We start from the raw sequence: 25,506 nt of genomic DNA on the forward strand, positions 1-25,506 counted from the left end.
AGATCGACCAGTTCCTTCAATTTTCTAAACCCTCGAAACCGGATTGATCTTAAGGTATTTACGTTTTTTCAAAAAATACGTTGGAAAATAAATTAAAAACAAAGAACCGGTGCTTAAAGCACCTTATTTAATTCTTCGATTAGAATAGCTGCGGTTGTAAGCCCTGTAAAACGTTTTGCTACTTCACCATCCTTTAGAATGACGAGAGTAGGTACCGCCTGGATGCTGTACTTTCTTGCAAGCTCCTGGTTCTTATCTACATCAATTTCCTTAACTTCAACTTTGTCACCAAGTTCTGCCTCAACTTTTTCAAGGAAAGGTTTCTGCATCTTACATGGTCCACACCAGGTTGCACTGAAATCTAAAAGTTCCACTTTGCTCATATAAGCACCTCTGTATTGTATAATCAATGAATTAATTATAAAGTATTGTTTATCGATACCACACATCACCATGCCTGAAAGAGAGTTCTTGTCGCCCGAAGTCCCCTAAAGACACAAACCTCTTTAAGATGGTAATGCGAATTACACACACAACCATGTGAATAATTGCATATAAAGTTTACGTCCACCTTATATAATCATGTACGTCTTATTTTAGAAGTCAAATCAAGAGGCTTTGAATAGTAAGGTGCTGTGGTTACAATGACATCCACATATTTTGCATATTCAGGGATCATGCCGATATTTATTCCACCAACTGCAATCTCCAGATTGGGATTGAGTGCGCGCAGTTTTGGCACAAGTGACTCAAGATCCTGTGGCTCGTAGTGATCCAACAGAAGCATGTCAGCCACCGGAGCAGACTCGTAAGCCTCTTCTGTGGTCCGTGGTTCTATCTCTATCTTGCGCATTGACTTGAGCTTTACCTGTTTATCCATGACATCCAGATGGTTCTGCGTTATGAGAATAGAATCACTAAGGGAATTACGATGGTGATCTCCACCACCTGTTTTTACAGCCTTGAGCTCATATTTACGAAAGCCCGGATGAGTCTTGCGACTTGTGGCTATCATTATATCAGGATTTGATTTTCTTGCAAGCTCGACAGCAAAGCGAGTCTTTGATGCAATGGAGCATACCATTGAAAGGAAGGTCTGCGATATCCGCCAGAGTTTGAAAAGTGTAGGAAGGTCACCCTGAGCCTCAAATATAACATCGTTAGGGTTGAACTCCGCACCATTTTCAACCATGTTTACGACTTCAAGACCGTTCTTTTTGTAAAAAACCGCGAGGTCATCCATACATGCAGCAACCCCGTGCTCTCTTGACTTTATACGAATTCTTCCATCACCTTCTATTTCAAGAAGCTCTGTGGTCTCATCGCCGTAAGGACAATCCTCTGAAAGATAAATATCAAAAAAGTCTACCATAGTAATCACCTGCACTAATCAAAGTAGTGTATACTTCATAACTGTTACTATTTCTGTGTTTTCGATAAATAAACAGGAAATTATCAAACAATTTTCGGTATAAATATATAGACTTTGCTATGTTTTGTATTCTAAAGAATGATTTCTTTAAATTACACATATTTTCCGGTCAGGCTGGATGAAATTAAGAATTAAAAGGATATGAATACGATGTTTAAGAAAAACGTTGAGCTGGTCATTGTATTTTTACTGATGATAGCATTGTGCACCCCAGTTGCAAGTGCAGGTCAAACGAACGATTCTGACAAATATACTTTCCAAAATTACGGTGGCGAGGTTTACACACCAGAACCGATGGAATTTGGCGCTAACTTGAATGACAATTCTACTCTGGAAAACGGAAACTCCAGAAAATATATGATGTTCCAGTTTTATGAAACTCCTAATGAAGAACAACTAGAATTGCTAGAAAACTATGGGGTTCTACGTGTAGGTGTTGCTGCTAGGCGTACTCTTATATGTTCAATGCCTGCTGACCTGACAGCAGCCGACCTGCCTGCAGAAAGCGGACTGAGGTGGATGGGCGAGATCCCTGTGGAGAACAAGTATGACTATAATTATGGGTTGGATGTTCCTGAGTGGGCAAGAGCTGAGGACGGAAACGTAAAGCTTGCAATTCATTTTTATGAAGATGTATCTTCACAGGATTCAACGAATATAGCACAAAAATACTCTGATAATTTCTCAACTCCTCTAAATGGAAGACCATGGTTTTATAGGACAATAATAAATGAAACTAATATCACTTTTATTGCCAGTGAAGATGCTGTCAATAAAGTTACATATTATGGCTCTGAAGTTGTGCCTGATGGTGGAAGTGACTTTGTAGACTATGAAGTAATAACTGAGGAAAATGAAACTGAACTTGTAGATGAGCAAGAAGATGGCATTCAGGAAACTATTGAAGACATCGACGAATCAGAAGAGAAAGAATCACCGGGCTTCGCATCAACCACTGGAATCCTGATACTTGCACTAATAGCTATTTTAATGGCAAAAGACAGGACAGACTAAAAAGAAAATGAAAGGAGGAGATTAATCCTCCAGTGAGGAAATGTCTCCTGGGTCCTGTCCAAGTTCCTGTGCCTTGAGCAAACGCCTCATTATCTTTCCGCTACGAGTCTTTGGCAAAGAGTCCCTAAACTCGACCTCTGATGGCATTGCTATAGGGCCAAGGTTCATCCTTACGTGGTAAAGAAGCTCCAGTTTCAACTTGTCACTGGGACTGAAACCCATACGCAATATAATGAAAGCCTTGATGGAATCTCCCTTGAGTGGGTCGGGTTTTCCAATGACAGCTGCTTCTGCTACTGCCTCATGGGATACCAGAGCACTTTCCACCTCAGCGCTACCGATGTTGTGACCTGCAACTATCAGGACATCATCAGAACGACCCAGGATCATTATGTATCCATCCTCATCTTTTACTGCAAGGTCGCCTGCGGTGTAATAGTTCCCTATAGTGTTCCAATACTGATCATACCTCTCATCATTACCGTAAACTGTTCTCATCATGGAAGGCCATGGTTCTTTTATGACAAGGAAACCACCTGTTCCGGCAGGGACAGGTTCGCCATGCTCATCCACGACATCAGCAATAACACCAGGAACAGCCCTTCCTGCAAATCCAGGTTTCATCGGCTCGCCAACCGTTGTTGTAAGCATATGCATACCTGTTTCTGTTTGCCACCATGTATCAAGGATAGGGCATTTCTCCTTGCCTATGACACGATAATACCACTCGAATGCTTCAGGATTAAGAGGCTCACCAACCGAACCCAGTACACGCAGTGAACTAAGGTTATACTGATCAGGCCACTCTTCGCCCATTCTCATGAACATACGAATCGCCGTAGGTGCTGTATAGAAGACAGTCACATCGAACTCTTCAATCATGTTCCACCAGACACCAGGGTCAGGATAGTCGGGCGTTGTTTCGGAGATCAGAATCGTTGCACCCATTGAAAGAGGACCATAGACAATGTAACTATGACCTGTGATCCAACCGGGGTCTGCGGTACACCACATGACATCGTTCTCTTTCAGGTCGAACATGTTCTTTGTAGTATAATAGGTACCAACCATATACCCACCACATGCATGAACTATTCCCTTTGCAGGACCTGTGGTTCCACTGGTATAGAGAATGAAAACTGGGTCCTCTGCATCCATGACCTCTGGCTCACACTCTTTCTCCACGTTATCCATTATCTCATGGAAATCAACTTCTATCTCTGAGAAAAGTTCCAGCTGCGGAGTCATTCTTCTGAGGACCACGATCTTTTCCACGCATGAAGCGTTGACAACAGCTTCGTCCACCAGGGTTTTGAGGTCTATGCGCTTTCCACGCCTAAGAGTTGCATCTGCTGTGATGACGATCTTTGCCTGTGCATCCTTTATTCTGGAATGCAACGCATTGGCACCGAAGCCTCCGAACACGACACTATGTACAGCACCAATACGGGCACAAGCCAGCATTGCGATGATCTGCTCGGGAACAAGCGGCATATAGATACATACCCTGTCACCTTTTTCTACTCCAAGTGACTTCAGGCCGTTGGCAAATCTCATGACATCACGATAAAGCTGGCGATATGTTAGAATTTGCTCCTCACCATTGTCACCGACCCAGATCATTGCTACTTTGTTCCTTTTGCCATTGAACACATGCCTGTCCAGACAGTTATGGGTGATGTTCAACTTGCCATTTGTAAACCACTTTGCATTCGGATGGTTCCATTCCTTTACCTTATCCCATTTCTTAAACCATTCAAGTTCTTCTGCAACATTCTCCCAGTGTTTTTCAGGATCTTTTAGAAACTCATTGTAGGCAGTTTCATAATCCTGCAACCAGGAATTTTTCTTTACAGAAGGATCGGGAAGATAGCTTTTACTATCCAGCTTGACATCAAAATTCTCAGACATGTTTACTCCCTTCATTATTATTTACCGTTGAGGTATTCGCCATGACCTCAAGTATACTCCAGGTCAATCGGACATTTTTTGCAGGGCAACCGTATCATGTCATTTTGAAAAACAAACAAAGGTTCGCGAAAGAACCCCGGGACATGAATGGGACCGCGTTGAAAGAACCACAGACAATATGTAGAATACTTTCAATTATCATGTATAATCATGATATTGGTATATACCTATTTTGGTCTCTAAAGAATTACAAAACTACGTTTGAAAAAAACCAAAAAGATAATTGAGAAACATGTTGCAAAAGAGAAAAAACCGCAAAAACAGTTACAACCGAGTTAAAAAAATAAAAAATGAAATCGAATAAAATAAAAAGAATTAAGATGAGAGTGACAGGATTGCCTCTGCCAGATCACCATTTGCATTTTTCAATGCTTCACGGGCCTGATCATCGGACACACCAGTCTGCTCTGCAACGAGCCTCACATCATCATCGGGTATTTGCAATTCCCTGGCTACATCTTCCGGGGTACCGACTATCTGATAGGTATCTGTACCCTGAGCGTTCATTATTGAGACATTGGCATCGTTGAAAACGATATCCTTTGTAGCTGTTCTTATAATGACCTGTTCAACATCATCTACGTCAGTGATGTTGATACCCATCTGCTTCATCATCTGCTTAACTTTTGCAGGGTTCATTCCCCTGCCGCCTATTCCCGGAAACATGTAATCACCTTTGATATGAATGTAAAGTACCCAATTCGTTTAGTTCATTAAGTTCATTAAATAGTTGCTTAGCAGCAACCGCCGCCACATGATGATGAGTTACAGCCACCGCCGGACTGGTTGTCAATGACAAAGCCCTTTCCTGATGGACCATCTACGTAGTCGATGTTTGCACCTGCAAGACCCTCTGCATCATCCTTACTCATTACGATCTTAAGACCTTTTACTTCAACTACAAGATCGTTCTCTTCATTAATCTCTTCTTCGAGTGACATTCCATACTGCACACCGCAGCAGCTCATGCCTGCAACGAAAACTCTGAGAGCTACATCCTTCTTATCCTGTTCTTCAAGCAGTGATTTTAATTCGACTGCTGCATTGTCAGTTACTTCTACCATTGTTGATTCCTCATTATTTGTTTGAAATGAATACTAGGTGACTACCGGGTAATCCCTTATATGTGTTTTTGATATATAAACTATTCGTATAGTTACGAACTTGTTTGCTTATTCCTACAATAAACCTCACACGAACTCAACATCATCATCTACAGGATTCTGCAAGACCTCACCGCTATAAGCATTTATTTCTAAAGAATTCCTCTGGCCTTTTATTTCCCATATGGGCACATAGACAAGATCCACCTGCAAATTAATATCTGATGGGCTTGGTTTAAATTTTTTGTGTTCGGAAATGATAGCTTCACCCTGGGAATCATCGAAACGCAGGTCACGTGTGTATTCGTCTACTATCATATCAAGAAGTTGCTTTTGAGCTTCCTCATTGGTGGTAACAGGCATTTTTACATCATATTCCACATCAGGAACGACAACACTCTCACGTACATCGGTCAAACGCATTTCCTCTAAGTTTCCATTGAGTGCATTAAGACAACCGGAACCATCGCCGGATATGTCAATTATTTTAGATTTGTAGCGATGTTCCACACCAAGTGAATAATGGTACTGCCAGAAAGGTACGAATTTCAATGTTGCTGTGTTAGCTGCCCTAACATGGGGCATTGCTATTGAAACTGCACGATCCCTTGATACATTGATAGGTGGTGAATGCAGACTCATGATAACTGAATCCATTGGCACTTTCTGAATAGGAGGTTCAGGAGGCACAGGCGCTTCAACACGAGGTTCCTCCGGAACATCAGGTACCTCTAATATAGCAGGTGTCTCTAATATTTCAACACCCTCTGATTCAGAAGAGGTAGCACTTGGACGATAATATTGTACTTCTGTTACTCGTTCCACAACAGGTGCGGACGGTCTGGAGAAACGCGAAACTAATGGCTCCTCTAACGCTGATTTTTCTACATGGGGAGAGGAACCCGTGCCAAATATAGCATTTATAGCTTCTTTTGCGATCTCATCCGACTTGTTAACCGGTTTTTTCCTGCTCGTCTCAAGCAGGTCAAGTTCTGCTGTTGATCCTTCCATGTCAGCAAGTACTGCCCTGCCTATTTTAAGAGCCATGTCATCACGACTCCATACTTTAAGACCAGATGCCTCTGCCTGACGAAGGACTTCATTGTTTGCCTCCCCGGCAATCACATAGAGACCTTCACCATCTGTTATCTGGCTTACAAATTCCCTTAGCTCTGTAAGGTTCGGGCCATATGAAAGTTTAATGAACGTCTTCAAGCCGTCCCTCTCAGCAATTAGGTCATGCCGGAAAGAATCCGTAACATTATAACCTGATGATGTGAAAATATCCCTCAAAATTCGCACTAAGTCTTGTTTCATTATGATCATTACCCATTTTATCGATTAAGTAAAATAGCTTTCTATGAATAAAAAGTATAAGGACTAGAAATAATGTTTCCTTAATTGGAAACATGAAAAATATTAAAGAACACGTGTAGTGGTTTCCAGTTCGATTCCCTTCTTTGTGACCATATAGGAAATTGTCCGGTTAGGAACAAGCATTCCACGCATCTTCCTTATCATTATAGTACGCTCGATCTCGCTTCCACGTTCATTGAGCCTGAATTCAATTACACCGTCACATATGTGGCGAAGGGTATTCTCCGTAATTGGATCGTGCATGCCACTGGTCATCAATACTAAGTGAATGGCCCCTGTTGCCCTGCCGATGGAAGAAATCAGTTCAATTGAATCGACTACTGTATTAAGACTGTAGCCGCGCAGGAAATATGAAATAGAATCTACAACACCTCGGTATTTTGTATCTCTTTTTTGTGTCACTGTGGCTTTCAGGAGATTCATCGAATCCGTACCTTTCTTAAGGAAATCCTTTGCAGAGAGATTACTTGTTAAATCCTTAGGAAGCACATTATAGAAACGTGGCCCATAAGCATCAACGAAATCAAGACGCCCATCCTCAAGATACTTTTCAACATCCCATTTCATGTTCTCCATCTCATGAACTATATCATGACCGGGATGTTCGGACGTGAAGTAGAATACTTCCTCGTCATTCAGAAGGCCACCATAAACAAATTGCTGGGCAAAAATATCGGAATTGGCACCTGGCTCCGCAAGAATCAGAATTGTTGTTCCGGGAGGTACCCCTCCCCCGAGCTGCACGTCCAATCCGGCTATCCCTGTTGAGATTCTATATCCACCTGTACCATCAAAACTATAATCCATAATTAGACCCCATATTACGCAATTATTTCTTTGTCAATTATATTAATAATGAAGTATAATAGTATTTTATAGTATATAGTAATTAGTGATGCCATGATAAAACCTGATGATCTGAAATATGATAACGGCCTCATACAGGCCATTGCTCAGGACAGTGAAACAAAAGAAGTACTCATGTGTGCCTTCATGAACAAAGAAGCAATGGAGAAGACTATTGAGAACGGCATAGTCCACTACTGGAGCCGTAGCAGACAACGCCTGTGGAAAAAGGGTGAGAGCTCCGGACACGTGCAGAAAGTTGTTGAAATAAGGATAGATTGCGATATGGATGCGGTCCTGCTATTGGTGCAACAGGAAGGAGGAGCATGCCATACAGGCTTCCGTTCATGTTTTTACAGAACAATAGATGGTGAAGAAGTAGGAGAAAAGGTATTCAACCCCGAAGATGTGTATTGATTATATTTCTTAGTAACTATTCAGCCTGACTGTTTTAATGATGCAAAAAACAATATACTATGGCTTCATTCTATGTGTTAAAAAATATTCAGTAAAATATCATAAAAAACGTCTATCAATCTGAGGGGATTTGTATAGACCGCGAAGAAATACTTGCAGTTTATGAAGCTGGTCCAGAAGCAGTAGTAGAACTTGTAACTCGATTACTTGGGATAATTGAACATCAATCTCTCCAAATTGCACAACTTGAAGAGCGTGTCAGGCATTTGGAAGAAATGCTTGAAAAGAATAGTCGCAACAGTAGCAAACCACCTTCTACTGATTCTTATGCACGGAATAAACCAACCCTTAAAAGTCAAAGAAAAAAGACCAATAAGCATGTAGGTGGTCAAAACGGTCATCCTGGTACTACATTAAGAATAAATGATGATCCGGATGAAGTTATTGTTCATCCTGTTAATCAATGCGTCAATTGTGGGAGATCGTTAGCTTCTGTTCCCTCTGACTATGAAAGAAGACAGGTCTTTGACATTCCTCCTATAACTATCAATTGCATTGAACATCGTTGCGAGATTAAAACATGTCCCAAATGTTCTCATGTAAACAAAGCTCTTTTTCCAGATGGTGTAACTCAGCCGACTCAATACGGTCATCGAGTTAAGTCATTTGCAGTTTATTTGCACACTTACCAATTACTTCCTTATCAGCGTGTTACCAAGTTGTTCTCTGATATTTTGGGATGCAAGATAAGTCCTGCTACTTTGGTGAACACGGAACGTAGTTGTTTTGAGAAGCTTGGAGCTTTTGAAAATACAGTGAAACATCTCCTGAAAGAATCTCCTGTCATCAATCTGGATGAAACAGGAATGAGAATAAATGCAGTTCGTAATTGGCTTCATGTGGCAGGTACAGACAAACTGACCTATTATTTTGCACATCGCAAAAGGGGCTCAGAAGCAATGGATGCTATGGGCATATTACCAGGTTACACTGGTGTTGCAACACATGATTTTTGGAAACCGTACAACAAATATGAATGTCAACATTCATTATGTAATGCACATTTATTACGAGAGTTAACTGGAGCTTCCGAAAACAGGGATCAACAGTGGCCAAAGATAATGAGTGATCTCTTGATATGCATTAAACATCATGTTGATAATGATCTTTTAGATACTGAGCTAATTCAAAGGTTCAGTGAGGATTATGATCACATAACTTGTTTAGGAGTGAATGAAAATCCTCCTGATCCGGAATCAAATGTGCGGTCTAAAAAACGAGGACGTAAGAAGCAGACCACGGTAAAGAATTTGCTGGATAGGTTTATTGGCCATAAAGAGGATATCTTACGATTTATGTACGACCAAAACGTTCCGTTTGATAACAATCAGGCTGAAAGAGATATCAGAATGACGAAAGTACAGCAGAAGATATCAGGTACTTTCCGCAGTGAACAGGGTGCAAAAAATTTCTGCCGTATAAGAGGATACGTGTCTACTGTTAATAAGAATTCTGAATCTGTTATCGATGCAATTAGTGCAATATTTTATGGCAATTCATTTGTTCCAAAGTTGCAGAATTGATCGTGGATGAAGAAATCAGCTTGGTGGAAGTGAGCTAGGCTGAATAGTTACATTTCTTATAATAATACTAAACATCACTAATCCTTTCATTGACCCTTCTATTCTTTTTTACACATGATTTAAAGGTGTGGCGACTTAATTAAATAGTCAGCAACCCTATTCATGACTATGGAAGAAAGTGCAGAAAACAGGCGAAAGATAGTCCCTGATACGAGTGCAGTCATCGATGGTATCCTTTCCACAAGGATACGTGATGATGGGCTGAGGGATGTAGACATTCACGTTCCAGAGGCAGTGGTGGCTGAATTGGAAGCCCAGGCCAACAGGGGACTTGAGATTGGATACAAAGGCCTTGAGGAGATACAGGAACTCCAGAGATATGCAGACAAAAGCAATATCAGAATATTTTTCACCGGGCCCAGACCAAACCTTGAGCAGGTCAAGCTTGCCAAGGGCGGCGAGATAGATGCACTAATAAGAGAGGTCGCAGAGGGGCTTGATGCAAATTTTGTCACCGGTGACCGGGTACAGTCACTCGTTGCAAAAGCAAAGGGACTTGAAGTTGATTTTGTAAAACCCCCATTTGAAAAATTCGGACCATTACTTGTTGATGACTTCTTCACACCTGACACAATGTCAGTTCACCTGAAGCACAAGGTTTCCCCAATGGCAAAAAAAGGTTCCATAGGGGATGTGCAATATGTAAAGATAAGAAATGAGCCCTGCACATACCAGGAATTAAAAATGATATCCAGAGAGCTGATGGATAGGGCACGTTCTGATCAGGAATCTTTTACGGAAATGACCTTCACCGGTGCAGCGGTGCTTCAGATAAGGAATATGAGGATTGCCATATCGAAGCCTCCGTTTTCCGATGATGTGGAAATCACTATTGTACGTCCGGTGGCCTCTGTATCACTGGAAGAATACCGTTTAAGCGATTTGCTCAAAGAAAGGATAAACACCCAGAGGGGTATTCTGATATCAGGACCACCAGGTGCTGGAAAGTCCACTTTTGCAGCAAGTGTTGCTACTTATCTTAATGACGGAGGATTTGTGGTCAAGACCATGGAATCACCTCGTGACCTACAGGTTCCACAAGAGATCACCCAGTACGCTCCTCTTGATGGCAGCCTTGAGAATACGGCAGATGTGCTGTTGCTTGTACGCCCGGATTATACCATATATGACGAAGTACGCAAGACCAAGGACTTCGAGATCTTTGCTGATATGAGACTTGCCGGTGTGGGCATGATCGGAGTTGTGCATGCAAACCGCGCGGTGGATGCAATTCAAAGACTTATAGGCAGGGTAGAGCTTGGTGTGATCCCGCAGGTTGTGGATACAGTGATATTCATCGACAAGGGAGAGATCGCAAAGGTACAGGTGCTTGAGTTCACTGTGAAGGTTCCGGCAGGCATGATGGAAGCCGACCTTGCCAGACCTGTTATCCTTATATCTGACCTTGAGACAGGCAAGAACGAATTTGAGATCTACACCTACGGTGAGCAAGTCGTTGTTATGCCTATTGGCGGGGAACAGAAGAGAAACCCATCATGGAAATTTGCAGAAGAAGAGGTTAAGGATGTAATCGGCAACTATGCAAACGGTCCGATAGAGGTGGAAATGATCTCAGATAACCGTGCTATGGTGCGTGTGAGAGACAAGGACATGCCCAGGGTGATTGGTAAAAGCGGCAAAACGATCGATGATATCGAGAAAGGGCTTGGCATTCATATCGATGTACGTAAGTTCGAGCCTGGAGAGGAACCTAGATATCAAGATAATGAGGAACGCAAACCACGTTCAAATAAAGAACACCACCCCATCATCGAACGTACAAAAAAGCATGTCATACTCAATGTCCCTGAAGCTTCAGGTCGTGATGTGGAAGTCTATGCAGGTGAAGGGTTCATGTTCTCAGCAACTGTAGGCAGACATGGTGATATCAAGATGAGGACAAATTCCGAGGTCGCCCAGGAGATCTTGTATGCTATGCAAGAGGGCGAGGTTTTGTGGGTTAAGGAAGTCTGAGAGCATAAAGATTACAGGGATAGTGATGCTTTTCCCTGTGACCCATCCTTCTATTTTTCAAATATTGCTGTATAGTCTGAATCAAAATGTATTTATATTTATAAATAATTAAATTTTGATTGGAATGGAAATAGACATAAAACGTGGTTATGATATCCTCCCTGACAACAATATCACGTTTGGAATAAGAATCACAAATAATACTGATCTTGTCATTTCTGACGTACAGATCATCCTCGATTATAATGAATCACTTTTCAAGTCGCAGGAAGACAGGATTCAGAAACTGGCTAGCATCCCCCCGAGCACAGCCATAACTGCTAAATTCACCTTGAAGCCCACGGGATGTATCCTCAACGAAAAAATTGGGGCAAGCATAATCTATCGTGACCCTAAATGGGAAAAACACATGGTTGATATGCGACCAAAGGAAGTACATTGTATCTGTCCTTTTTTGCGTGCAAAACCAATAACAAAAAACGAATTCCTTCAACTATCAGGTTCAGGATATGCTGTGGAATCCAGCATGAATTTTGAAGATATGAACATAGAGCAGATTACTTCTTTCCTGATGCAGACCTGTGCAACACATCTCTACATAGTAGATGAATACACAATTGCAGAAGGTAATGTGCTCCATTTCTCAGGTGAAGTCATAGGCGAGAATAATCACTACCTTCTGACAGCCCTGATAAAGGAAAATGAAGGACTTACTCAGGTCATGCTCAGGGCAGTTTCTGACAAAAAAGATGGAATACAGGGATTTCTCAACGAGATGCTGGCAAAGCTCAAGCATCTTGCAAATACAGTTAATTCTGCAAAAGAGATTGGAGTTATCAAAAATAAGCAGGTGGTCAATGTCCTTGATTCCGTAGTGAAGAGAAGCAATTCATCTGTCGAAAACACGAAATCTCCAGTTAATATCAAAAACAGTATAGTGCAGCAACCTAATACTTATTCAACCCGGAATTCAGGAATTGACCAGAGCAATAATCATGGGAAGAATCCCATGAACGATGAGGCGATTGCTGGCAAAAATAATCAAAATTCGCAAGATGAAGATGTTGCGAAAATGTATGATACCTATCGAAAGGAAATCAGGGAGAAACAAAACGGGACTGAAGAAAAAAGAGAGGTCAGTATCATCCCATATTCCCGTAATCCTGCTCCTTCTGACAAGAAACTTACTATTCTTCGCAGCACCGCACCGCCACGTAAAAAAGAAAAACCTAATTTAAAAAGACATAAGAAAAACAAGAAAGAAATCCTCATGCAGATGTTATTCATTATGGTTCTGGCCATTGTTGCAGGTTCCTTAATGCAAATCCCCATAATCAAAGAAAATATCGGTGGCAGGTTTGGAAGCTCTGACACAGAATCCAATGAGGTGAAGTTTATAGCCATTGGTTTTCTCAATGCAGTGAATGAAAGTCAATTCAGTATTGCTTTTAGTATGTATCAGGGAAAGGATCTTCTTGTTCCCGCAAGTGTTGAGATGCTGTTCAGTAATGAAGGAATTAAACCGAATAGTATTAAGCAGATAGATATTGTATCAAATGAAATCGAAGACGACACTGCAGTCATGGCACTAAACTGTACTGTATCCAGTGTTGATATTCTTGGAAAGGAAACTGATATTTCAGTTATACCGGTCTATTTGCAGCTACATGATATTGACCAGGGCTGGACAGTAACATCTGTTTCATTTATCCAGCCGTATGATATTGAATCCAGTAGATCGGCAGAAGTGGTTTAAGAGTAACGAGTTTCAACCCTCCTGAACGAAACAGCTACAAATTTGGTTTTTATTCAGCAATTCGTGAGAGAGTGCAGGAAGAGTTAGTGATGTGTGCTTAGATACTCTGCGACATACCTGGCAAAATCATCAAAATCGTCCAGCCTTTCGGTCAGGAACATATACAGAATATCGAGGTCTACTTCTTCGTACATGTGAACAAGGATATTTCTAAAACCTGCTGCTTGAGCGAATTCTTCTGCAAATTCACCTGGAATTATACCCTTCTGCCCTAATGTCAGAAACACACTTTTGTAGTCCTCAGGTCTCTTAAACCCTTCTTCAGAAATAATTATTTCACCTATGTCTATTGCACTTTCAATAACAAGCTGGAAATTTCTTTCAACTGCACATCGTAGTTCATAATTTGTTTCCAGATTGGTACTCTCTGTATCAATAGACTTCAAGTAACTGACACATCTTTGCATAAAGTTCAGTTTTCTGAGGATTTTGTCAGCAGCAGATATTCAAACCAGCCCCTTTTCCATAATTCTTTTGAGAAGACTCTGGTTCAAGAAATCCTCATGGTACTTCCTGTCCAGATATTGTGACATTATACGCTGCTCCACATCCAGTTTCAAATCGTGATTCCTTTCAAGTATCAGAACGTTTGGCTTTATAATCTCAAAACTAAGCACCGGTGATGTATCATTGATTATCAGAAGGTCTAATCTATCACTTTTGAGCAAAGTTGTGAGACTGCCTATCAGTTCAATAAGTTTATGATTTTTCTGGGCTTTTGTCAGCGATTCTGACAAATAGACACCTATATCGATGTCACTCAGAACACCGGCTTTCCCCTCTGACACAGACCCAAAAAGGTAAGCAAGCTCAACGTGTTCCTCTTTCTGAAAGAAATCTTTGAGGAGAGGGAGCAATTTATCTTTTTCGAAGGGTTGGTTGCTTGTATTCATGGATATCTGAAAAGATAATGTTCTAAATTTTAGTATGTGTTTATAAGTGATAAAGGTTGAGTGGTTAGTCCTTTTCCCACAGGTGACCACAAAAGTGCTATATAGAATGTGGTCACCCATACAAGCCGGAATAACATCGCTGCCAAGCAACTCACCCTGTTGCTTTTAAGCCTTTTTCAAAACAACTGCTTTGTCAGGAAAACGTTTTGGCCTATCCACAACTGTAAGCCCTGCACTACCGGCTATTTTAATGGATTCTTCAAATGCCTTTTTTGAAACATGCAACGGTGGCTCAACTACATAAATCAGACCATCTGTTTTGAGTATTGATTCCAGCTCCCTGAAAAATGCGTCTTTATCCGCCACCTCATGAACCATATAGAACAGGAAAACAAAGTCAAAATTCCCGGACACACCTATTTTGTCTGCAGCACACTTATGCAGTACGATATTCAGTTCTGTTTCAGATCCCTCTATCTTTTCCCTCAGTTTCGCAAGCATACTTTCCTGCAAATCTACGGCTACGACCTGACCACTTTTCCCAAGCATCTGAGCCATATCAATAGTAAAAAATCCCGGACCACATCCTACTTCCAGAACATCCATCCCTTCTTTAATATACGGACCAAGTATTTTCCGTGGGTTTTGCAACCATCTGCGAATTCTGTTGTTGAGAATGATGGATATTGCTACGGGGCATACGTGGGTGGTATTGGAGGTCATTGGGTATCTCTTCTTTCGATCATGAATACTATTAGTAGAAATGTTGTACTCTGAGATTAAATAGTCCATGTTTTTTGTTGCAGGTGACCATAAAAGTGGTATTAGAATGTGGTCACCCCACAATAAGTCTCGCAGTTTCTCTTAATAAGTGAGCAGGCATTGCATATTTGAGACGCCATACAAAATTAATAGGTTTTTCACCTTCATGGCTCACATACTCCGATGGTCCTAAGAAATAATAAGGTTGAGCCAAAGAATTGACACTTTTATGTATCCTTACAAAAAGAAGAATTGTATGGTCTTTATCTTTGTGATTGATATATCTCTGTCCAGTTTTAGAATCAATCCTAGTTGATGCCTGACTTTGCCAATGGAAGAGATTTTCGTTAATTGCATAGTCATTATACATCGTAGTTGGAGAATAGTCCTTTTCATTCTTGTTTAACGTAATGAAAAATAAATCTGTCTTTTTGTCTTTGATATATAATACTCCAGTCTGTATAGTATGATTATTTTGTAAATCAAAATACCCAAGTCCAGCGAGCAGTTCTGCTTGTGTGTATCTAGAATGCAAACTTAGAGATGAAACGTATGGTAATATTATTTCAGGAGAAATCGTTTTTACGATGCTCTTTTTGTATTCTAACAGCATGATTATTTCATTATAGATTACAGGATTAGCTAGTAACTTAAAAAAAGCATCTTTTAATGAAGCAAACTTTTCCTTATTCCAGATAGTTAGAATAAACGTAACTATTCAGCCTGACTGTTTTAATGATGCAAAAAACAATATACTATGGCTTCATTCTATGTGTTAAAAAATATTCAGTAAAATATCATAAAAAACGTCTATCAATCTGAGGGGATTTGTATAGACCGCGAAGAAATACTTGCAGTTTATGAAGCTGGTCCAGAAGCAGTAGTAGAACTTGTAACTCGATTACTTGGGATAATTGAACATCAATCTCTCCAAATTGCACAACTTGAAGAGCGTGTCAGGCATTTGGAAGAAATGCTTGAAAAGCAGTGTATTGACAGGATATCCTTTAGGAAATTCCTGGGATTTCCTGAATATGTACCAGACAGTACAACTGTCTGGTCATTCAGGAAGAGAATTATCGACAATGGTAAAGAAAAAGCGGTGTGGGATGAAATGCAGAATCAGCTTGATGCTCTTGGTTTGAAGATTAAAAAAGGAATGATCCAGGATGCAACTTTTATTCACTCAGATCCAGGACATGCAAAAGCAGATGTACTCAGAGGAAAAGATGCGAAAACAAGAAGAAGCAAAGATGGAACCTGGACTAAGAAAAATGGTAAATCTCACTTTGGATACAAACTTCATACAATTATTGATAAGGATTATGAACTAATCAGAAGATTTGAGACAACAACTGCATCACTTCACGATTCACAGGTTGATCTGTCTGAAAAGGGTGAAGTGGTGTATAGAGATAAAGGATATTTTGGAGCAATAGCAAAAGGTTTTGCAGCAACAATGCAACGAGCTGTAAGAGGACATCCTTTAGGAATAATGGATATCCTCAGAAATGAAAGAATAAGTGTGAAAAGAGTCCCTTGCGAAAGAGTGTATGCAGTGACAAAAGAAATATTTAAAACCAGAAAGGTTCTTGTTACAACTGTAGAAAGAGTGAATGCAAAAATGTTGATGACAGCTTTTTGTTTTAATCTGCATCAATTGAGGACACTAAAAACCAAAGGAATAATCTAGGATAGCGGAAGCTATACTAAAAATAAGGATTAATGAAGAGAAATAAACAAAATGATAAAAAATGAGAGGATATAATTGAGTTTGAATACTTTAATGATCTAAAATGAGGGAATATCGAAATCCTCTTAAGAATATATAATAAATTGCTTTTTAAAGATAATATTTCATAAAATCCCACAACCCCAATCCTAATATACACTCCCCAACAATCTTCTACCACAAGGAGAATCTCATCATGAAAGTATCAATTATAGGTTCAGGCTATGTCGGATCGGTCTCAGCCGCATGCTTTGCAGAACTTGGTCACGAAGTAATCTGTATTGACATTGACGAGGAGAAGGTAAAACAGATCAATGCAGGTATTGCACCTATCTGGGAGGAGGGGCTGGATGAGCTGATGGAAAAGCATACGCAGAAGAATCTCATTGCCACATCAGATTATGATTATGCTGTGCAGAATACCGATGCTTCATTTATCTGCGTTGGGACACCGTCGGGAGAAGACGGGAGCATTGACCTCTCAATTGTGAAAGCTGCAAGTGCCAGCCTTGGACGGGCGATTGCGAAGAAAGATCACTATCATGTTGTTGTTGTCAAGAGCACTGTAGTGCCTGAGACAACTGAGAAGGTCGTGCTGACTACAGTTGAAGAGCACTCCGGCAAAAAGGCAGGTAAAGATTTCGGAGTTGCAATGAATCCGGAGTTTTTGAGAGAAGGCAAGGCTGTCTATGATTTCATGCACCCGGACAAGATCGTGGTTGGTGCGATAGATGAGAGGTCATTCTTTGTAGTGTCCGAACTCTACCGCAAGCTGGACTGCGAGGTCACGCACACCAATACCAGGACAGCCGAGATGATCAAATACGTCAACAACTCATTTTTGGCAACCAAGATATCTTTTGCAAACGAGATTGGCAACATCTGCAAGCAGCTTGGAATCGACACCTATGAGGTCATGGATGCCGTGGGCACTGATTTCAGAATAGAGCGCAACTTCCTCAACTGTGGTGCCGGTTTTGGCGGTTCATGTTTCCCAAAGGATGTCAAGGCTCTCATAGGCAAATCAAAGAACATAGGGTATGAACCACAGCTACTGAGATCTGTGGTCGGTGTGAATGACAAGCAGCCCCTGAAGATGGTGGAACTACTCCAAAAAAAGCTCGAGAATCTCAAGAACAAGAGAATCGCTGTGCTTGGTCTGGCCTTCAAGAACGACACCGATGACATCAGAGAATCCCGCTCAATTCCGGTAATAGCTGAACTGCTGCGACTTGAGGCTGATATTGCTGCATATGACCCAATAGCAGAGGAAAGCATGAAGAAGCTCTTCCCTGAGATCACATATTGCAAGAACTCATCCGATGCCCTGCAAGAGGCCGATGGATGCCTTATAGTGACAGAATGGGACGAGTTCAGGAAACTGGACAGTGAATTCAACGTCATGGCAAACAGGGTAGTCATAGACGGCAGGCATCTGATAAAACCAAAAGATATCAGCGTTGATATCGATTATGAAGGACTTTGCTGGTAAGCGAGCCAGTAACAGAGAACAGTATTATTATCAAAGGAGGAAGCCATGGCAGATGCATTTACCATTGCAACCGGGGAAAGGAGAAAGATAAAAAGCAGCCTTTTCGGAACCTCCTTAGATATAATGTACGGTGGGATGTCCGATGATAATTCATTTTCTATCGGGCTTCTTTTATCAAAAGGTTACCAGGGACATGGGCTGAATCTGTTCTATCCTAAAAAGTCCACGTATATCAGGCTGGACAAACAAAAATACTATGTCCTTAATGTCACTCCTGAGAATATAACACTTCAATTATCTGAGTGAAAATCGAAGGATTTTAATACCTTCGATAAAAATGACAGGTCTGTTGGTGGACAGACCTTGAAAAACGATCAGCAGATAAAAGAAGACATCAACGGCAGGTTACACTCAATTGACCAGACCGTTCGAAGCGTGGAAAAACGATTGCGTGCAGTGGAACGCAAGCTCTCCCTGGATATCCCTCCAGAGGTGCATCACCTATATTCTCGGAAGGAACTATGAATAACCTGAACCCTCCCTCTGATATTGAACTGCCATCGGTAAACCCAGTGCCTACCACATACGTTCCGAATATCACCGGATCAAATGCCATCAGCAATCTTCCTGCATGTTATGCCACATATTTTATAGCAAAGTTCAACCTGGCTGTGCTGTCCGGGGAATCAAGAGCCTTGCAGATATATTTCGTGGTTTCCCCATCAATTGCAATCACATCACCGTCAACAAGCCCTGCATCTTCTGAGAACTTAAAGAACAGTTCACTCTGGTATATAGGAGTGAAATTGTCAATAGAGTTACAAATGACCGGTTTTACAAAATACACTTTCCCATTTCCAGTACTTTTTAGAGCGTAGCGGTTATTGTAAGCATGATACCAGAACTGGATTCCCTGACCAATAGTACGGGTTTCATATGCAAATGGCCTTATCATAGGCATGAACTCAAAGTAATCATGATCGTTGGAGTCTGTCCATGAGACACCTACATTTCGCTGTGTGAAACAATAGAAATTGGTCAATCCATCGCTGTATTCTTTTGTACCCATATGTTCTACTACTGTAATAAACGAAGATTGCCTGTCATCCACAGAAACTGGCTCCGGTTTTGCCATCAGTGCAAACCCGGATGAATCTACCCATAGATAGTAGGTCAGAATCATGGAATTCAGATATGCCTGAGGGGATGAATCATCTCCCTGAAAACCAATAAATGTCTGGCTATTGGTTGTCCCATAAGTATGGTTCACACTATTGGTAATGCGAACCACCCGGTCTGATATCGCGGTCTTGCCACCGCTTGTGAGGGTAGCAGCAGAGCTGGGAGTATAGGAATAATCCACCTTGATCCCTTCTGCATCTGAAATAACAGTGGAATCCGAGATTCTGGCGATGCAGGTGTATCCATCGGAATCTACTGCTACTACATAATCGGTGTTCCTGACGGCTGCAGTGTCTGATGCATCCGTAACCACTATGCTGGAAACTTCGGTCCCATCTCCGTTCCTGTAATTGAGCCTTACAAAATCAGTGTCTTCTAAAGTATGTGCTTCATCGGTCACGGATACAGGAGTCCCTGCAACTGTTGCATATGCATCCAGGTCACCTCTTATGGTGTTCAGGTTCTCCAGGTTCACTTCCATCATATCGCATTCGATGTATGCGACATGTTCCTTGATGCCAACCTTCACGATACCGGCGTTATCGGATTTAACCTCGACATCTTCCCATTCCTCCTTGAATACTGCATTGCGAATGGCGCCGATATTGACAAGCGATCCTATGGATGTGCCTATCTCCAGTTTACCAGATCCGAACCGGATGGCATTTGAGTTTTGTACTGTTGTTTGTGCCATGTTATTACCTCATGTGTATGATCTTGAAATCTATTGGAACGTGAAAAATACTGGAAACATCTTCTATGGCATCATGAGACCCCAGGTACGCTATTTGCTTGATGGGGTTCCCATCGGCCACACCTTTGTACCTGTTCAGACAGTCGATGACGGCATCTGAGAGCTGCTGAAGCTTGAGGTTGATCGCCTTTTCAATCTCATCCGTGTTTTCATCCAGAGCAGGCCTGAGGAAAGGCCTTGGTTGCTGATGGTATCTCCGTCCCAGGGAATCAGTGTCATTGAACCCCTTCTCGAGACGCATTGCATAGTTCATGGTGGAGCCGACCATTAACTCACATCGTTCGTTCGACTTTTCAACAGATACAGGGTTAACCTCTGCAAGGTTGCGGAACAGGTTACCTGTTATCCTGTGTGGGAAATCATCACCGCCTTTTCTGGAATTCTCCTGGGCAGCCCTTACAACAACATCTCCTCCTGCAAGCAGACCTTCCTCCAGGATGTCGGCAATGTCCTTGCCCATCTCTTGTAGGTTCTTTTGCAGCTTTTCCATTCCTTTGACTTTGAACTGGAACATATCATCACCAGATTATCTGGACAATCATCCCTGCCAGCTGCAGGATCACAACGATCATTAGTCCGACAAAAGCATTCCTTCCAAGCCAGCGGTTCTGTCCCTCTTCCAGCATACGGATCCTTTCTTCATGGTCCTCGATGGAGCACTTCTCAAGTACGCGAATTCTCTTTTCGTGGTCATCGAGCTGACAGCTCATCTTGTCAATGCCTGCACGAACGTGCTTGACATCGTTGTGGGTCTCGATTATTTTATCATAAGTGTCAGAATCGATCTCCATTATTCCACCGCCTTGAGCTTACATTCATAATGATGAACAGTAGAGTTGAACAGCCGGGTGATTGGTGTGACAAACAACACCTCATAAGAATGGGAGTAACCAGGAACTGCACTGCTTATGGTATCACCAGTTTTCACAACAACATCAGAAGGCAGTATCACTGAAATCTCTAAAATACTGTGCTTCCCGCTTTCAAGCATGTCGATCTGGCCCGGATTATCTGATGCCAAAAAACGACATGGGGATGCGGTACTGTTCTCTGTATATACAGGAGAACCGTATTCATCCGTCCCGGACTGGGTATTTGAAATAATGGTACACTCGTGGATCAGAGCAATGGCATGGATGGACATCCCTATTCTTCGCTGTTCACCGTTCTGACACCACTTCTGCCATATGGGATAGAGAAAGCCCGATGCTTGTACCTGTTTATGTATGAAGCGGCCTTCTTACGATGAATCTGTATCTCTGTATCAACATCGTTTGACTGCTGTTCGGACCCCAGTTTGACCTGCTTTGCAAGTTCACCGGTGTACTTCATTCGTTCCAGAACGGTTGCTGCTGACAAATGTACGCAGGCTATGCTCAGTGCAGGTTCCGTGCTCTCCATACTCGCACCGGTTTCTAGAGATATCTCTGCAGATGTGTGGGTAATGATGGCAAGGATATCATCATCTGAAACTGATTCAGGAGACACGATGGTTTTTACTTCTGACACTGAGCATAGCATCTAAGTTCACTTTCCGGGTGCTTTTCGTTTTGGAGTTGTCTTTTCAGATGAACTTTCATCTGGTTCTTCATCTTCGAGTATCAGAAGGGTATTGCCCATTCTTTCAGCTCTCTCTGCAGGGATATCGAACACATCTCCCTGCCTGAACTTCATCTCCTTTCCATCAAGATCTATAGCAAGATTTCTCACGTTTACCTGGACTTTGACCATTTTCTCACCTTAGATAGAACTGGTCTTGCAGATTGCCACGTTCTGTTTGATCCTCAGGATCCCGGCACTGTAAACACGACCGTTTAGATCACCTGTATCAGGGTGCTTTGAATCTACTCCATGCTCTGTCTTGAAATCGGACGTCATGTAGAAGTCGACATAAGGTTCTCCGACGTTCTCTGTGGGACTGACAAGCCCTGTACCTGCAGTCAGTGTGTTGGTACCGAATACCTGGCCGCCGTTGAGCATGTCCAAGATATCCGGCATTTCCTTGATACCATTTGCACTGCGGCTGGCCATTAGCTGCCTGCGCTGTGTGGTTGCAAGTACCCAGTTGAACGAAAGACTGTCAACAGGAATGCCATCATCGTCCATGAGCTCATAGACACCTGCCAGAGCATCTGTGGCATTTCCATAGGTCCCGAAGTCCTTGCTTACAGCATAATCATTGCCTGCTTCCTGGTACAGTCCATTCATATCATAATTTGTACCGTCATTGCTGACACCCATCATGATGGCTGCATTCTCTGCCTTTGCTGCCTTGTATGCTGCAGAGATGGAAGACGCTTTATCGACATCCACTCCACTTCTAAGCCAGCTCTCATAAATACGCCTGTCAACCGTGTAGTCCTTCCAGTAAACAGGTATCTTTGAGTTGGTCAGGGAGACTTCGACCTTATCTTCATTCCCATCACGGAAACCATAGGATACGTATCCGTCACTGACATCTGTAATCTTACCCCAGTCAACAGAAGTTATACCAAATCCCTTCTCAGGAGTCACATGCACAAGTTTCCTTCCAATGAGTGCGTTCCTAAGAGCAGGGACAAGGGAGGAGTCTATTTCTTTTGAAAATGTTGCGAGTGCGTTTGTCATGTTTTTTACCTCATATGAGACTCAGTACCAGGATGTCTGAAGCAGCAGAGGAAGCGTCCACTGACTGCTGTGTTATCGCGACAACAAGACCTTCATCAGGAATGGAACCGCTGACTATCGCCCCGTTTGCTGCTCCGGATGTAACCGGGGTGGAACCGGTATCAACCACGATAGATGTTGCAGCGGTAAGCTCACCGTTTGCAGCGGCTACGAGCCTTGTTCCCTTTGTGACGTTCTGGCCTGATGCAAGTCTGCCAACTATCAGGAAACCTCCGCCGTACAGGACCGCAGCCATGTCATTCTGAGCGTAGATGGTGTCAACGTCAGTGGGCATGAAAACAGGATTTGTCTGCTCATATCCAAGCCATCCCAATGCAGGACCTGCTGCGGTGTTTACTACCATGTCATCGTCGTTGGTGCCCCTCTTGACCAGACGACCTGGGTACATGTTTGTGTCAGTTTCGATTTTAAGCTCCTGTTCCAGAGGCTTACCACCGGCTACTATTTTGTTTGCCGGTTTCACAACACCTGAATATGCCACTATTCCACCACCCATTCATTCTTGGTACTGTCCCATCTACCGACAGTACCTGTACTGACTGAACTGGGGTATCTGACACTTTCAGCAGTTGCTCCGAGCTTGATACTTCCCAGATCCTCTGCAAGCTTCTCGATATCGGATGCTGTCAGATGCTGGTAGTCCTCGTCTTTTGTCTCGAGGTTCAGATCCTTCCTGGCAGCCGTGAGACTATCCATTGCATTTGCTCTCCTCTGCTCTTCCTTGTATGCTACAATCTTGGCAGTGGCGATCTCATCGGCTTTGCTTGCCACCAGTTCCTGGACTTTTTCCAAAGGAATAGATGCAGCCTTATCCTTTTCATACGATGCGACCACTTTTTCGAGGTCACCTACCTTCGTTTCAAGTTTTGCTTTAGCAGCTTTCAGATCCTCGATATCCTTATCTTTGACTCCATTGTCCTTTTCGAGCTCAGCAAGCTTTTCATTCGGTGAAGGATCTCCACCGCTGTTAGAATTGTCTTTGTTATCTGTCACAGGATCACCTGATGCGATGATTTTGAATTGATGAATGTTACGTACCGCTACCTTTCCGTCCTCGGCTGCTGCAATGTTCCAGGTTGCCTGCTCCCACGCAGGATTCTGGACAAGGGTCAGGGACCTGGCCTGGACTCCACTGGCCCAGTTATCGTCAATAGAATCTGCCAGAGAATAAACACTCCAGGTATTTTCCCAGGTCCCATCCTGAATCTTTCTCTCTGCCACTGAATCGGTTACTGCTGCTCTTGCTTTGATCTCAGATCCTTCACGCCAGGCATCGACAATCCTGCCAATCTCAGCATTCGGATCCTCAGAAAAGTCACATTCGTGTGGAGAATCCCGTGGGCAAATCCGAAGCACAGAATCTTTGAGAGAAGAGATGGCATTCTCTGCTTCTGAAAATGGAATTCCCCATCCGTTTTTGTTTATCTCGCCGAGTGGAAATGCAGTACCTTCAATAGTGATAGCCATCGACGTTAAAGTACAAATACAACGGGTATAAAAAGATTATACAAATGAAAATTGGAAGAAATGATATAATGTCCAATTTAAGTCACGCTTTATATAAAAGATGTGAACGTTTTTACACATAAAGTTCGATTCCCGGTAGGAAAGGTTAAGTTTTTTCCTGCTCAATCGATCTCAACCAGAATTGCCCGGATAGAATCCCTTAAACCAATCAGACGATTGCCAACAACATCCCACACAATCACATAATCGATTCCGAAATAACCATGAGCTAAGCAATCCCGCATACCGGCAATCACTCTCCATGGAACGTTAGGATAACTTGTTTTAATCTCATCCGGTACATTCTTAGCGGCTTCACCAATGATTTCTATATTCTTCACAACTGCCTTCTGGGTTTTCCTATCGTTCAGAAATTCACTGAAGTCCATTCCTGAAGTGAACTCTTCAATCTCATCAATCGCTTCAACAATATCAGTTAAAAATAACCTGTACTCACGCATGAAAACCACCTTATGCATGCGCATAAATCACTTCTGAAAAAATCCTGCTCTTCAATTCATCCCTTACAGCACGTTTCGAGATGATATCCACCTTTGATTCGAACTCGTCTTCAAGAAAAATTCCAAGGGCTGCGAGATCAAAAAGATCCGCACCTTTCTCAAACTCAACAAGGAAGTCAATATCGCTGCCGGTCTTGTATTCATTCCTCACCACCGATCCAAAAAGGCCTATTTCCTTTACCTTGTAGTTTATTTTCAACTCCGGAAGCAGCTCATCCAGTCTTCCCAGAATAATATCCCTTTTGATCATATTGATTCCCATATGAGACCTCTGATACACATTTTGGAGGTTCTTTTTATATTATTGCTTTGGTTGGGATTGTCTGACTACTCCCATGAATTCATTCATGAGAGTAGCATTATTTCAAGTATTAGTTTAATAGATTGTAACAGATTCTAATAGT

General features: G+C 42.2%; 30 protein-coding genes and 1 pseudogene. 8 read left to right on the forward strand and 23 right to left on the reverse strand.

Features of this window, described 5'->3' with window-relative positions; translation table 11 throughout:
* Positions 1-113: 113 nt before the first annotated feature.
* Together WN948_RS07500 and WN948_RS07505 are read right to left on the reverse strand one after the other, a co-directional pair.
* Positions 114-383, reverse strand: coding sequence for a thioredoxin domain-containing protein (locus WN948_RS07500; RefSeq protein WP_342306384.1), 270 nt, complete (start codon positions 381-383; stop codon positions 114-116).
* A 197-nt stretch (positions 384-580) separates the two neighbouring features.
* Entirely contained in the window at positions 581-1,372 is a 792-nt protein-coding gene (locus WN948_RS07505) for a nicotinate-nucleotide pyrophosphorylase (RefSeq protein WP_342306385.1), read from the reverse strand.
* A gap of 210 nt (positions 1,373-1,582) precedes the next feature.
* On the opposite strand from WN948_RS07505, the gene WN948_RS07510 reads away from it, so the two are divergent.
* The gene (locus WN948_RS07510) at positions 1,583-2,446 is read left to right on the forward strand and encodes a hypothetical protein (protein WP_342306386.1); all 864 of its coding nucleotides are present in this window, start codon (positions 1,583-1,585) and stop codon (positions 2,444-2,446) included.
* 21 nt (positions 2,447-2,467) lie between these two features.
* On the opposite strand, the gene acs is transcribed toward WN948_RS07510, so the two are convergent.
* The 5 genes from acs to WN948_RS07535 all read right to left on the reverse strand — a co-directional run bounded on the left by acs (position 2,468) and on the right by WN948_RS07535 (position 7,704).
* Complete coding sequence (gene acs / locus WN948_RS07515) at positions 2,468-4,357, reverse strand: acetate--CoA ligase (RefSeq protein ID WP_342306387.1); 1,890 nt, start codon at positions 4,355-4,357, stop codon at positions 2,468-2,470.
* A gap of 375 nt (positions 4,358-4,732) precedes the next feature.
* Positions 4,733-5,083 carry a nascent polypeptide-associated complex protein gene (locus WN948_RS07520; RefSeq protein ID WP_342306388.1) on the reverse strand — a complete coding sequence of 117 codons (351 nt, stop codon included), beginning with the start codon at positions 5,081-5,083 and terminating at the stop codon, positions 4,733-4,735.
* 68 nt (positions 5,084-5,151) lie between these two features.
* Positions 5,152-5,481, reverse strand: a complete 330-nt coding sequence (locus WN948_RS07525; RefSeq protein WP_342306389.1) for an iron-sulfur cluster assembly accessory protein — start codon at positions 5,479-5,481, stop codon at positions 5,152-5,154.
* Positions 5,482-5,607: 126 nt separating this feature from the next.
* Positions 5,608-6,837: a hypothetical protein gene (locus tag WN948_RS07530; protein WP_342306390.1), complete on the reverse strand. Its 1,230-nt coding sequence runs from the start codon at positions 6,835-6,837 to the stop codon at positions 5,608-5,610.
* Between the two features lie 102 nt (positions 6,838-6,939).
* Positions 6,940-7,704, reverse strand: a complete 765-nt coding sequence (locus WN948_RS07535) for an ATPase domain-containing protein (protein ID WP_342306391.1) — start codon at positions 7,702-7,704, stop codon at positions 6,940-6,942.
* Between the two features lie 93 nt (positions 7,705-7,797).
* On the opposite strand from WN948_RS07535, the gene hisI reads away from it, so the two are divergent.
* The 4 genes from hisI to WN948_RS07555 all read left to right on the forward strand — a co-directional run bounded on the left by hisI (position 7,798) and on the right by WN948_RS07555 (position 13,533).
* The gene (gene hisI, locus WN948_RS07540) at positions 7,798-8,160 is read left to right on the forward strand and encodes a phosphoribosyl-AMP cyclohydrolase (RefSeq protein ID WP_342306392.1); all 363 of its coding nucleotides are present in this window, start codon (positions 7,798-7,800) and stop codon (positions 8,158-8,160) included.
* 128 nt (positions 8,161-8,288) lie between these two features.
* Complete coding sequence (locus WN948_RS07545; protein WP_342306428.1) at positions 8,289-9,743, forward strand: IS66 family transposase; 1,455 nt, start codon at positions 8,289-8,291, stop codon at positions 9,741-9,743.
* 168 nt (positions 9,744-9,911) lie between these two features.
* Entirely contained in the window at positions 9,912-11,777 is a 1,866-nt protein-coding gene (locus WN948_RS07550) for a PINc/VapC family ATPase (RefSeq protein WP_342306429.1), read from the forward strand.
* Between the two features lie 124 nt (positions 11,778-11,901).
* On the forward strand, positions 11,902-13,533 hold the full coding sequence (locus tag WN948_RS07555) for a hypothetical protein (RefSeq protein WP_342303617.1): 1,632 nt from the start codon (positions 11,902-11,904) through the stop codon (positions 13,531-13,533).
* Between the two features lie 83 nt (positions 13,534-13,616).
* Here WN948_RS07555 and WN948_RS07560 read toward each other — a convergent pair whose 3' ends face one another.
* From WN948_RS07560 to WN948_RS07575, 4 genes are all read right to left on the reverse strand, one after another.
* Entirely contained in the window at positions 13,617-14,000 is a 384-nt protein-coding gene (locus tag WN948_RS07560; protein WP_342303618.1) for a DUF86 domain-containing protein, read from the reverse strand.
* 39 nt (positions 14,001-14,039) lie between these two features.
* Positions 14,040-14,486, reverse strand: a complete 447-nt coding sequence (locus WN948_RS07565) for a nucleotidyltransferase domain-containing protein (protein ID WP_342303619.1) — start codon at positions 14,484-14,486, stop codon at positions 14,040-14,042.
* Between the two features lie 165 nt (positions 14,487-14,651).
* The gene (locus tag WN948_RS07570) at positions 14,652-15,209 is read right to left on the reverse strand and encodes a class I SAM-dependent methyltransferase (RefSeq protein ID WP_342303620.1); all 558 of its coding nucleotides are present in this window, start codon (positions 15,207-15,209) and stop codon (positions 14,652-14,654) included.
* A 112-nt stretch (positions 15,210-15,321) separates the two neighbouring features.
* Positions 15,322-15,966, reverse strand: a complete 645-nt coding sequence (locus tag WN948_RS07575; protein WP_342306430.1) for a DUF3427 domain-containing protein — start codon at positions 15,964-15,966, stop codon at positions 15,322-15,324.
* A gap of 258 nt (positions 15,967-16,224) precedes the next feature.
* Here WN948_RS07575 and WN948_RS07580 point away from each other — a divergent pair.
* From WN948_RS07580 to WN948_RS07590, 3 genes and pseudogenes are all read left to right on the forward strand, one after another.
* A pseudogene (locus WN948_RS07580) lies at positions 16,225-16,941 on the forward strand (IS5 family transposase); the annotation flags it as partial.
* Between the two features lie 235 nt (positions 16,942-17,176).
* Complete coding sequence (locus WN948_RS07585) at positions 17,177-18,472, forward strand: UDP-glucose/GDP-mannose dehydrogenase family protein (protein ID WP_342303621.1); 1,296 nt, start codon at positions 17,177-17,179, stop codon at positions 18,470-18,472.
* Between the two features lie 45 nt (positions 18,473-18,517).
* On the forward strand, positions 18,518-18,778 hold the full coding sequence (locus WN948_RS07590) for a hypothetical protein (protein WP_342303622.1): 261 nt from the start codon (positions 18,518-18,520) through the stop codon (positions 18,776-18,778).
* Positions 18,779-18,866: 88 nt separating this feature from the next.
* Here WN948_RS07590 and WN948_RS07595 read toward each other — a convergent pair whose 3' ends face one another.
* The 12 genes from WN948_RS07595 to WN948_RS07650 all read right to left on the reverse strand — a co-directional run bounded on the left by WN948_RS07595 (position 18,867) and on the right by WN948_RS07650 (position 25,364).
* Positions 18,867-19,088, reverse strand: coding sequence for a hypothetical protein (locus tag WN948_RS07595; protein ID WP_342303624.1), 222 nt, complete (start codon positions 19,086-19,088; stop codon positions 18,867-18,869).
* A gap of 18 nt (positions 19,089-19,106) precedes the next feature.
* Complete coding sequence (locus WN948_RS07600; RefSeq protein ID WP_342303625.1) at positions 19,107-20,348, reverse strand: hypothetical protein; 1,242 nt, start codon at positions 20,346-20,348, stop codon at positions 19,107-19,109.
* A gap of 4 nt (positions 20,349-20,352) precedes the next feature.
* On the reverse strand, positions 20,353-20,922 hold the full coding sequence (locus WN948_RS07605) for an HK97 gp10 family phage protein (RefSeq protein ID WP_342303627.1): 570 nt from the start codon (positions 20,920-20,922) through the stop codon (positions 20,353-20,355).
* Positions 20,923-20,926: 4 nt separating this feature from the next.
* The gene (locus tag WN948_RS07610) at positions 20,927-21,199 is read right to left on the reverse strand and encodes a hypothetical protein (protein WP_342303629.1); all 273 of its coding nucleotides are present in this window, start codon (positions 21,197-21,199) and stop codon (positions 20,927-20,929) included.
* Positions 21,199-21,552, reverse strand: coding sequence for a hypothetical protein (locus WN948_RS07615; RefSeq protein WP_342303631.1), 354 nt, complete (start codon positions 21,550-21,552; stop codon positions 21,199-21,201). Before WN948_RS07615 ends, WN948_RS07610 begins: the two co-directional genes overlap by 1 nt.
* Positions 21,553-21,554: 2 nt before the next feature.
* On the reverse strand, positions 21,555-21,917 hold the full coding sequence (locus WN948_RS07620; RefSeq protein WP_342303633.1) for a hypothetical protein: 363 nt from the start codon (positions 21,915-21,917) through the stop codon (positions 21,555-21,557).
* Positions 21,918-21,935: 18 nt separating this feature from the next.
* Positions 21,936-22,139, reverse strand: coding sequence for a hypothetical protein (locus WN948_RS07625; protein WP_342303634.1), 204 nt, complete (start codon positions 22,137-22,139; stop codon positions 21,936-21,938).
* Positions 22,140-22,148: 9 nt separating this feature from the next.
* Positions 22,149-23,015 carry a family 1 encapsulin nanocompartment shell protein gene (locus tag WN948_RS07630; protein WP_342303635.1) on the reverse strand — a complete coding sequence of 289 codons (867 nt, stop codon included), beginning with the start codon at positions 23,013-23,015 and terminating at the stop codon, positions 22,149-22,151.
* A 10-nt stretch (positions 23,016-23,025) separates the two neighbouring features.
* A complete protein-coding gene (locus tag WN948_RS07635) occupies positions 23,026-23,556 on the reverse strand; it encodes a hypothetical protein (RefSeq protein WP_342303636.1) in 531 nt (176 codons plus the stop codon).
* A complete protein-coding gene (locus tag WN948_RS07640; RefSeq protein WP_342303637.1) occupies positions 23,556-24,542 on the reverse strand; it encodes a hypothetical protein in 987 nt (328 codons plus the stop codon). The genes WN948_RS07635 and WN948_RS07640 overlap by 1 nt, the downstream gene beginning before the upstream one ends.
* Before the next feature lie 161 nt (positions 24,543-24,703).
* Entirely contained in the window at positions 24,704-25,042 is a 339-nt protein-coding gene (locus WN948_RS07645; protein WP_342303638.1) for a DUF86 domain-containing protein, read from the reverse strand.
* A gap of 10 nt (positions 25,043-25,052) precedes the next feature.
* Positions 25,053-25,364, reverse strand: a complete 312-nt coding sequence (locus WN948_RS07650) for a nucleotidyltransferase family protein (RefSeq protein ID WP_342303639.1) — start codon at positions 25,362-25,364, stop codon at positions 25,053-25,055.
* Positions 25,365-25,506: the final 142 nt, after the last annotated feature.

It is taken from the genome of Methanolobus sp. ZRKC5 (assembly GCF_038446525.1).
In the GTDB taxonomy this organism is placed as follows: Archaea; Halobacteriota; Methanosarcinia; order Methanosarcinales; family Methanosarcinaceae; genus Methanolobus.

What these genes read in the sequence shown, in the direction of transcription:
- WN948_RS07500 (WP_342306384.1), bottom strand. Translation starts at nt 383, where the DNA reads ATGAGCAAAGTGGAACTTTTAGATTTCAGTGCAACCTGGTGTGGACCA.
- WN948_RS07505 (WP_342306385.1), bottom strand. Translation starts at nt 1,372, where the DNA reads ATGGTAGACTTTTTTGATATTTATCTTTCAGAGGATTGTCCTTACGGC.
- WN948_RS07510 (WP_342306386.1), top strand. Translation starts at nt 1,583, where the DNA reads ATGTTTAAGAAAAACGTTGAGCTGGTCATTGTATTTTTACTGATGATA.
- acs (WP_342306387.1), bottom strand. Translation starts at nt 4,357, where the DNA reads ATGTCTGAGAATTTTGATGTCAAGCTGGATAGTAAAAGCTATCTTCCC.
- WN948_RS07520 (WP_342306388.1), bottom strand. Translation starts at nt 5,083, where the DNA reads ATGTTTCCGGGAATAGGCGGCAGGGGAATGAACCCTGCAAAAGTTAAG.
- WN948_RS07525 (WP_342306389.1), bottom strand. Translation starts at nt 5,481, where the DNA reads ATGGTAGAAGTAACTGACAATGCAGCAGTCGAATTAAAATCACTGCTT.
- WN948_RS07530 (WP_342306390.1), bottom strand. Translation starts at nt 6,837, where the DNA reads ATGAAACAAGACTTAGTGCGAATTTTGAGGGATATTTTCACATCATCA.
- WN948_RS07535 (WP_342306391.1), bottom strand. Translation starts at nt 7,704, where the DNA reads ATGGATTATAGTTTTGATGGTACAGGTGGATATAGAATCTCAACAGGG.
- hisI (WP_342306392.1), top strand. Translation starts at nt 7,798, where the DNA reads ATGATAAAACCTGATGATCTGAAATATGATAACGGCCTCATACAGGCC.
- WN948_RS07550 (WP_342306429.1), top strand. Translation starts at nt 9,912, where the DNA reads ATGGAAGAAAGTGCAGAAAACAGGCGAAAGATAGTCCCTGATACGAGT.
- WN948_RS07555 (WP_342303617.1), top strand. Translation starts at nt 11,902, where the DNA reads ATGGAAATAGACATAAAACGTGGTTATGATATCCTCCCTGACAACAAT.
- WN948_RS07560 (WP_342303618.1), bottom strand. Translation starts at nt 14,000, where the DNA reads ATGCAAAGATGTGTCAGTTACTTGAAGTCTATTGATACAGAGAGTACC.
- WN948_RS07565 (WP_342303619.1), bottom strand. Translation starts at nt 14,486, where the DNA reads ATGAATACAAGCAACCAACCCTTCGAAAAAGATAAATTGCTCCCTCTC.
- WN948_RS07570 (WP_342303620.1), bottom strand. Translation starts at nt 15,209, where the DNA reads ATGACCTCCAATACCACCCACGTATGCCCCGTAGCAATATCCATCATT.
- WN948_RS07585 (WP_342303621.1), top strand. Translation starts at nt 17,177, where the DNA reads ATGAAAGTATCAATTATAGGTTCAGGCTATGTCGGATCGGTCTCAGCC.
- WN948_RS07590 (WP_342303622.1), top strand. Translation starts at nt 18,518, where the DNA reads ATGGCAGATGCATTTACCATTGCAACCGGGGAAAGGAGAAAGATAAAA.
- WN948_RS07595 (WP_342303624.1), bottom strand. Translation starts at nt 19,088, where the DNA reads ATGGCATTTGATCCGGTGATATTCGGAACGTATGTGGTAGGCACTGGG.
- WN948_RS07600 (WP_342303625.1), bottom strand. Translation starts at nt 20,348, where the DNA reads ATGGCACAAACAACAGTACAAAACTCAAATGCCATCCGGTTCGGATCT.
- WN948_RS07605 (WP_342303627.1), bottom strand. Translation starts at nt 20,922, where the DNA reads ATGTTCCAGTTCAAAGTCAAAGGAATGGAAAAGCTGCAAAAGAACCTA.
- WN948_RS07610 (WP_342303629.1), bottom strand. Translation starts at nt 21,199, where the DNA reads ATGGAGATCGATTCTGACACTTATGATAAAATAATCGAGACCCACAAC.
- WN948_RS07615 (WP_342303631.1), bottom strand. Translation starts at nt 21,552, where the DNA reads ATGTCCATCCATGCCATTGCTCTGATCCACGAGTGTACCATTATTTCA.
- WN948_RS07625 (WP_342303634.1), bottom strand. Translation starts at nt 22,139, where the DNA reads ATGGTCAAAGTCCAGGTAAACGTGAGAAATCTTGCTATAGATCTTGAT.
- WN948_RS07630 (WP_342303635.1), bottom strand. Translation starts at nt 23,015, where the DNA reads ATGACAAACGCACTCGCAACATTTTCAAAAGAAATAGACTCCTCCCTT.
- WN948_RS07640 (WP_342303637.1), bottom strand. Translation starts at nt 24,542, where the DNA reads ATGGCTATCACTATTGAAGGTACTGCATTTCCACTCGGCGAGATAAAC.
- WN948_RS07645 (WP_342303638.1), bottom strand. Translation starts at nt 25,042, where the DNA reads ATGCGTGAGTACAGGTTATTTTTAACTGATATTGTTGAAGCGATTGAT.
- WN948_RS07650 (WP_342303639.1), bottom strand. Translation starts at nt 25,364, where the DNA reads ATGGGAATCAATATGATCAAAAGGGATATTATTCTGGGAAGACTGGAT.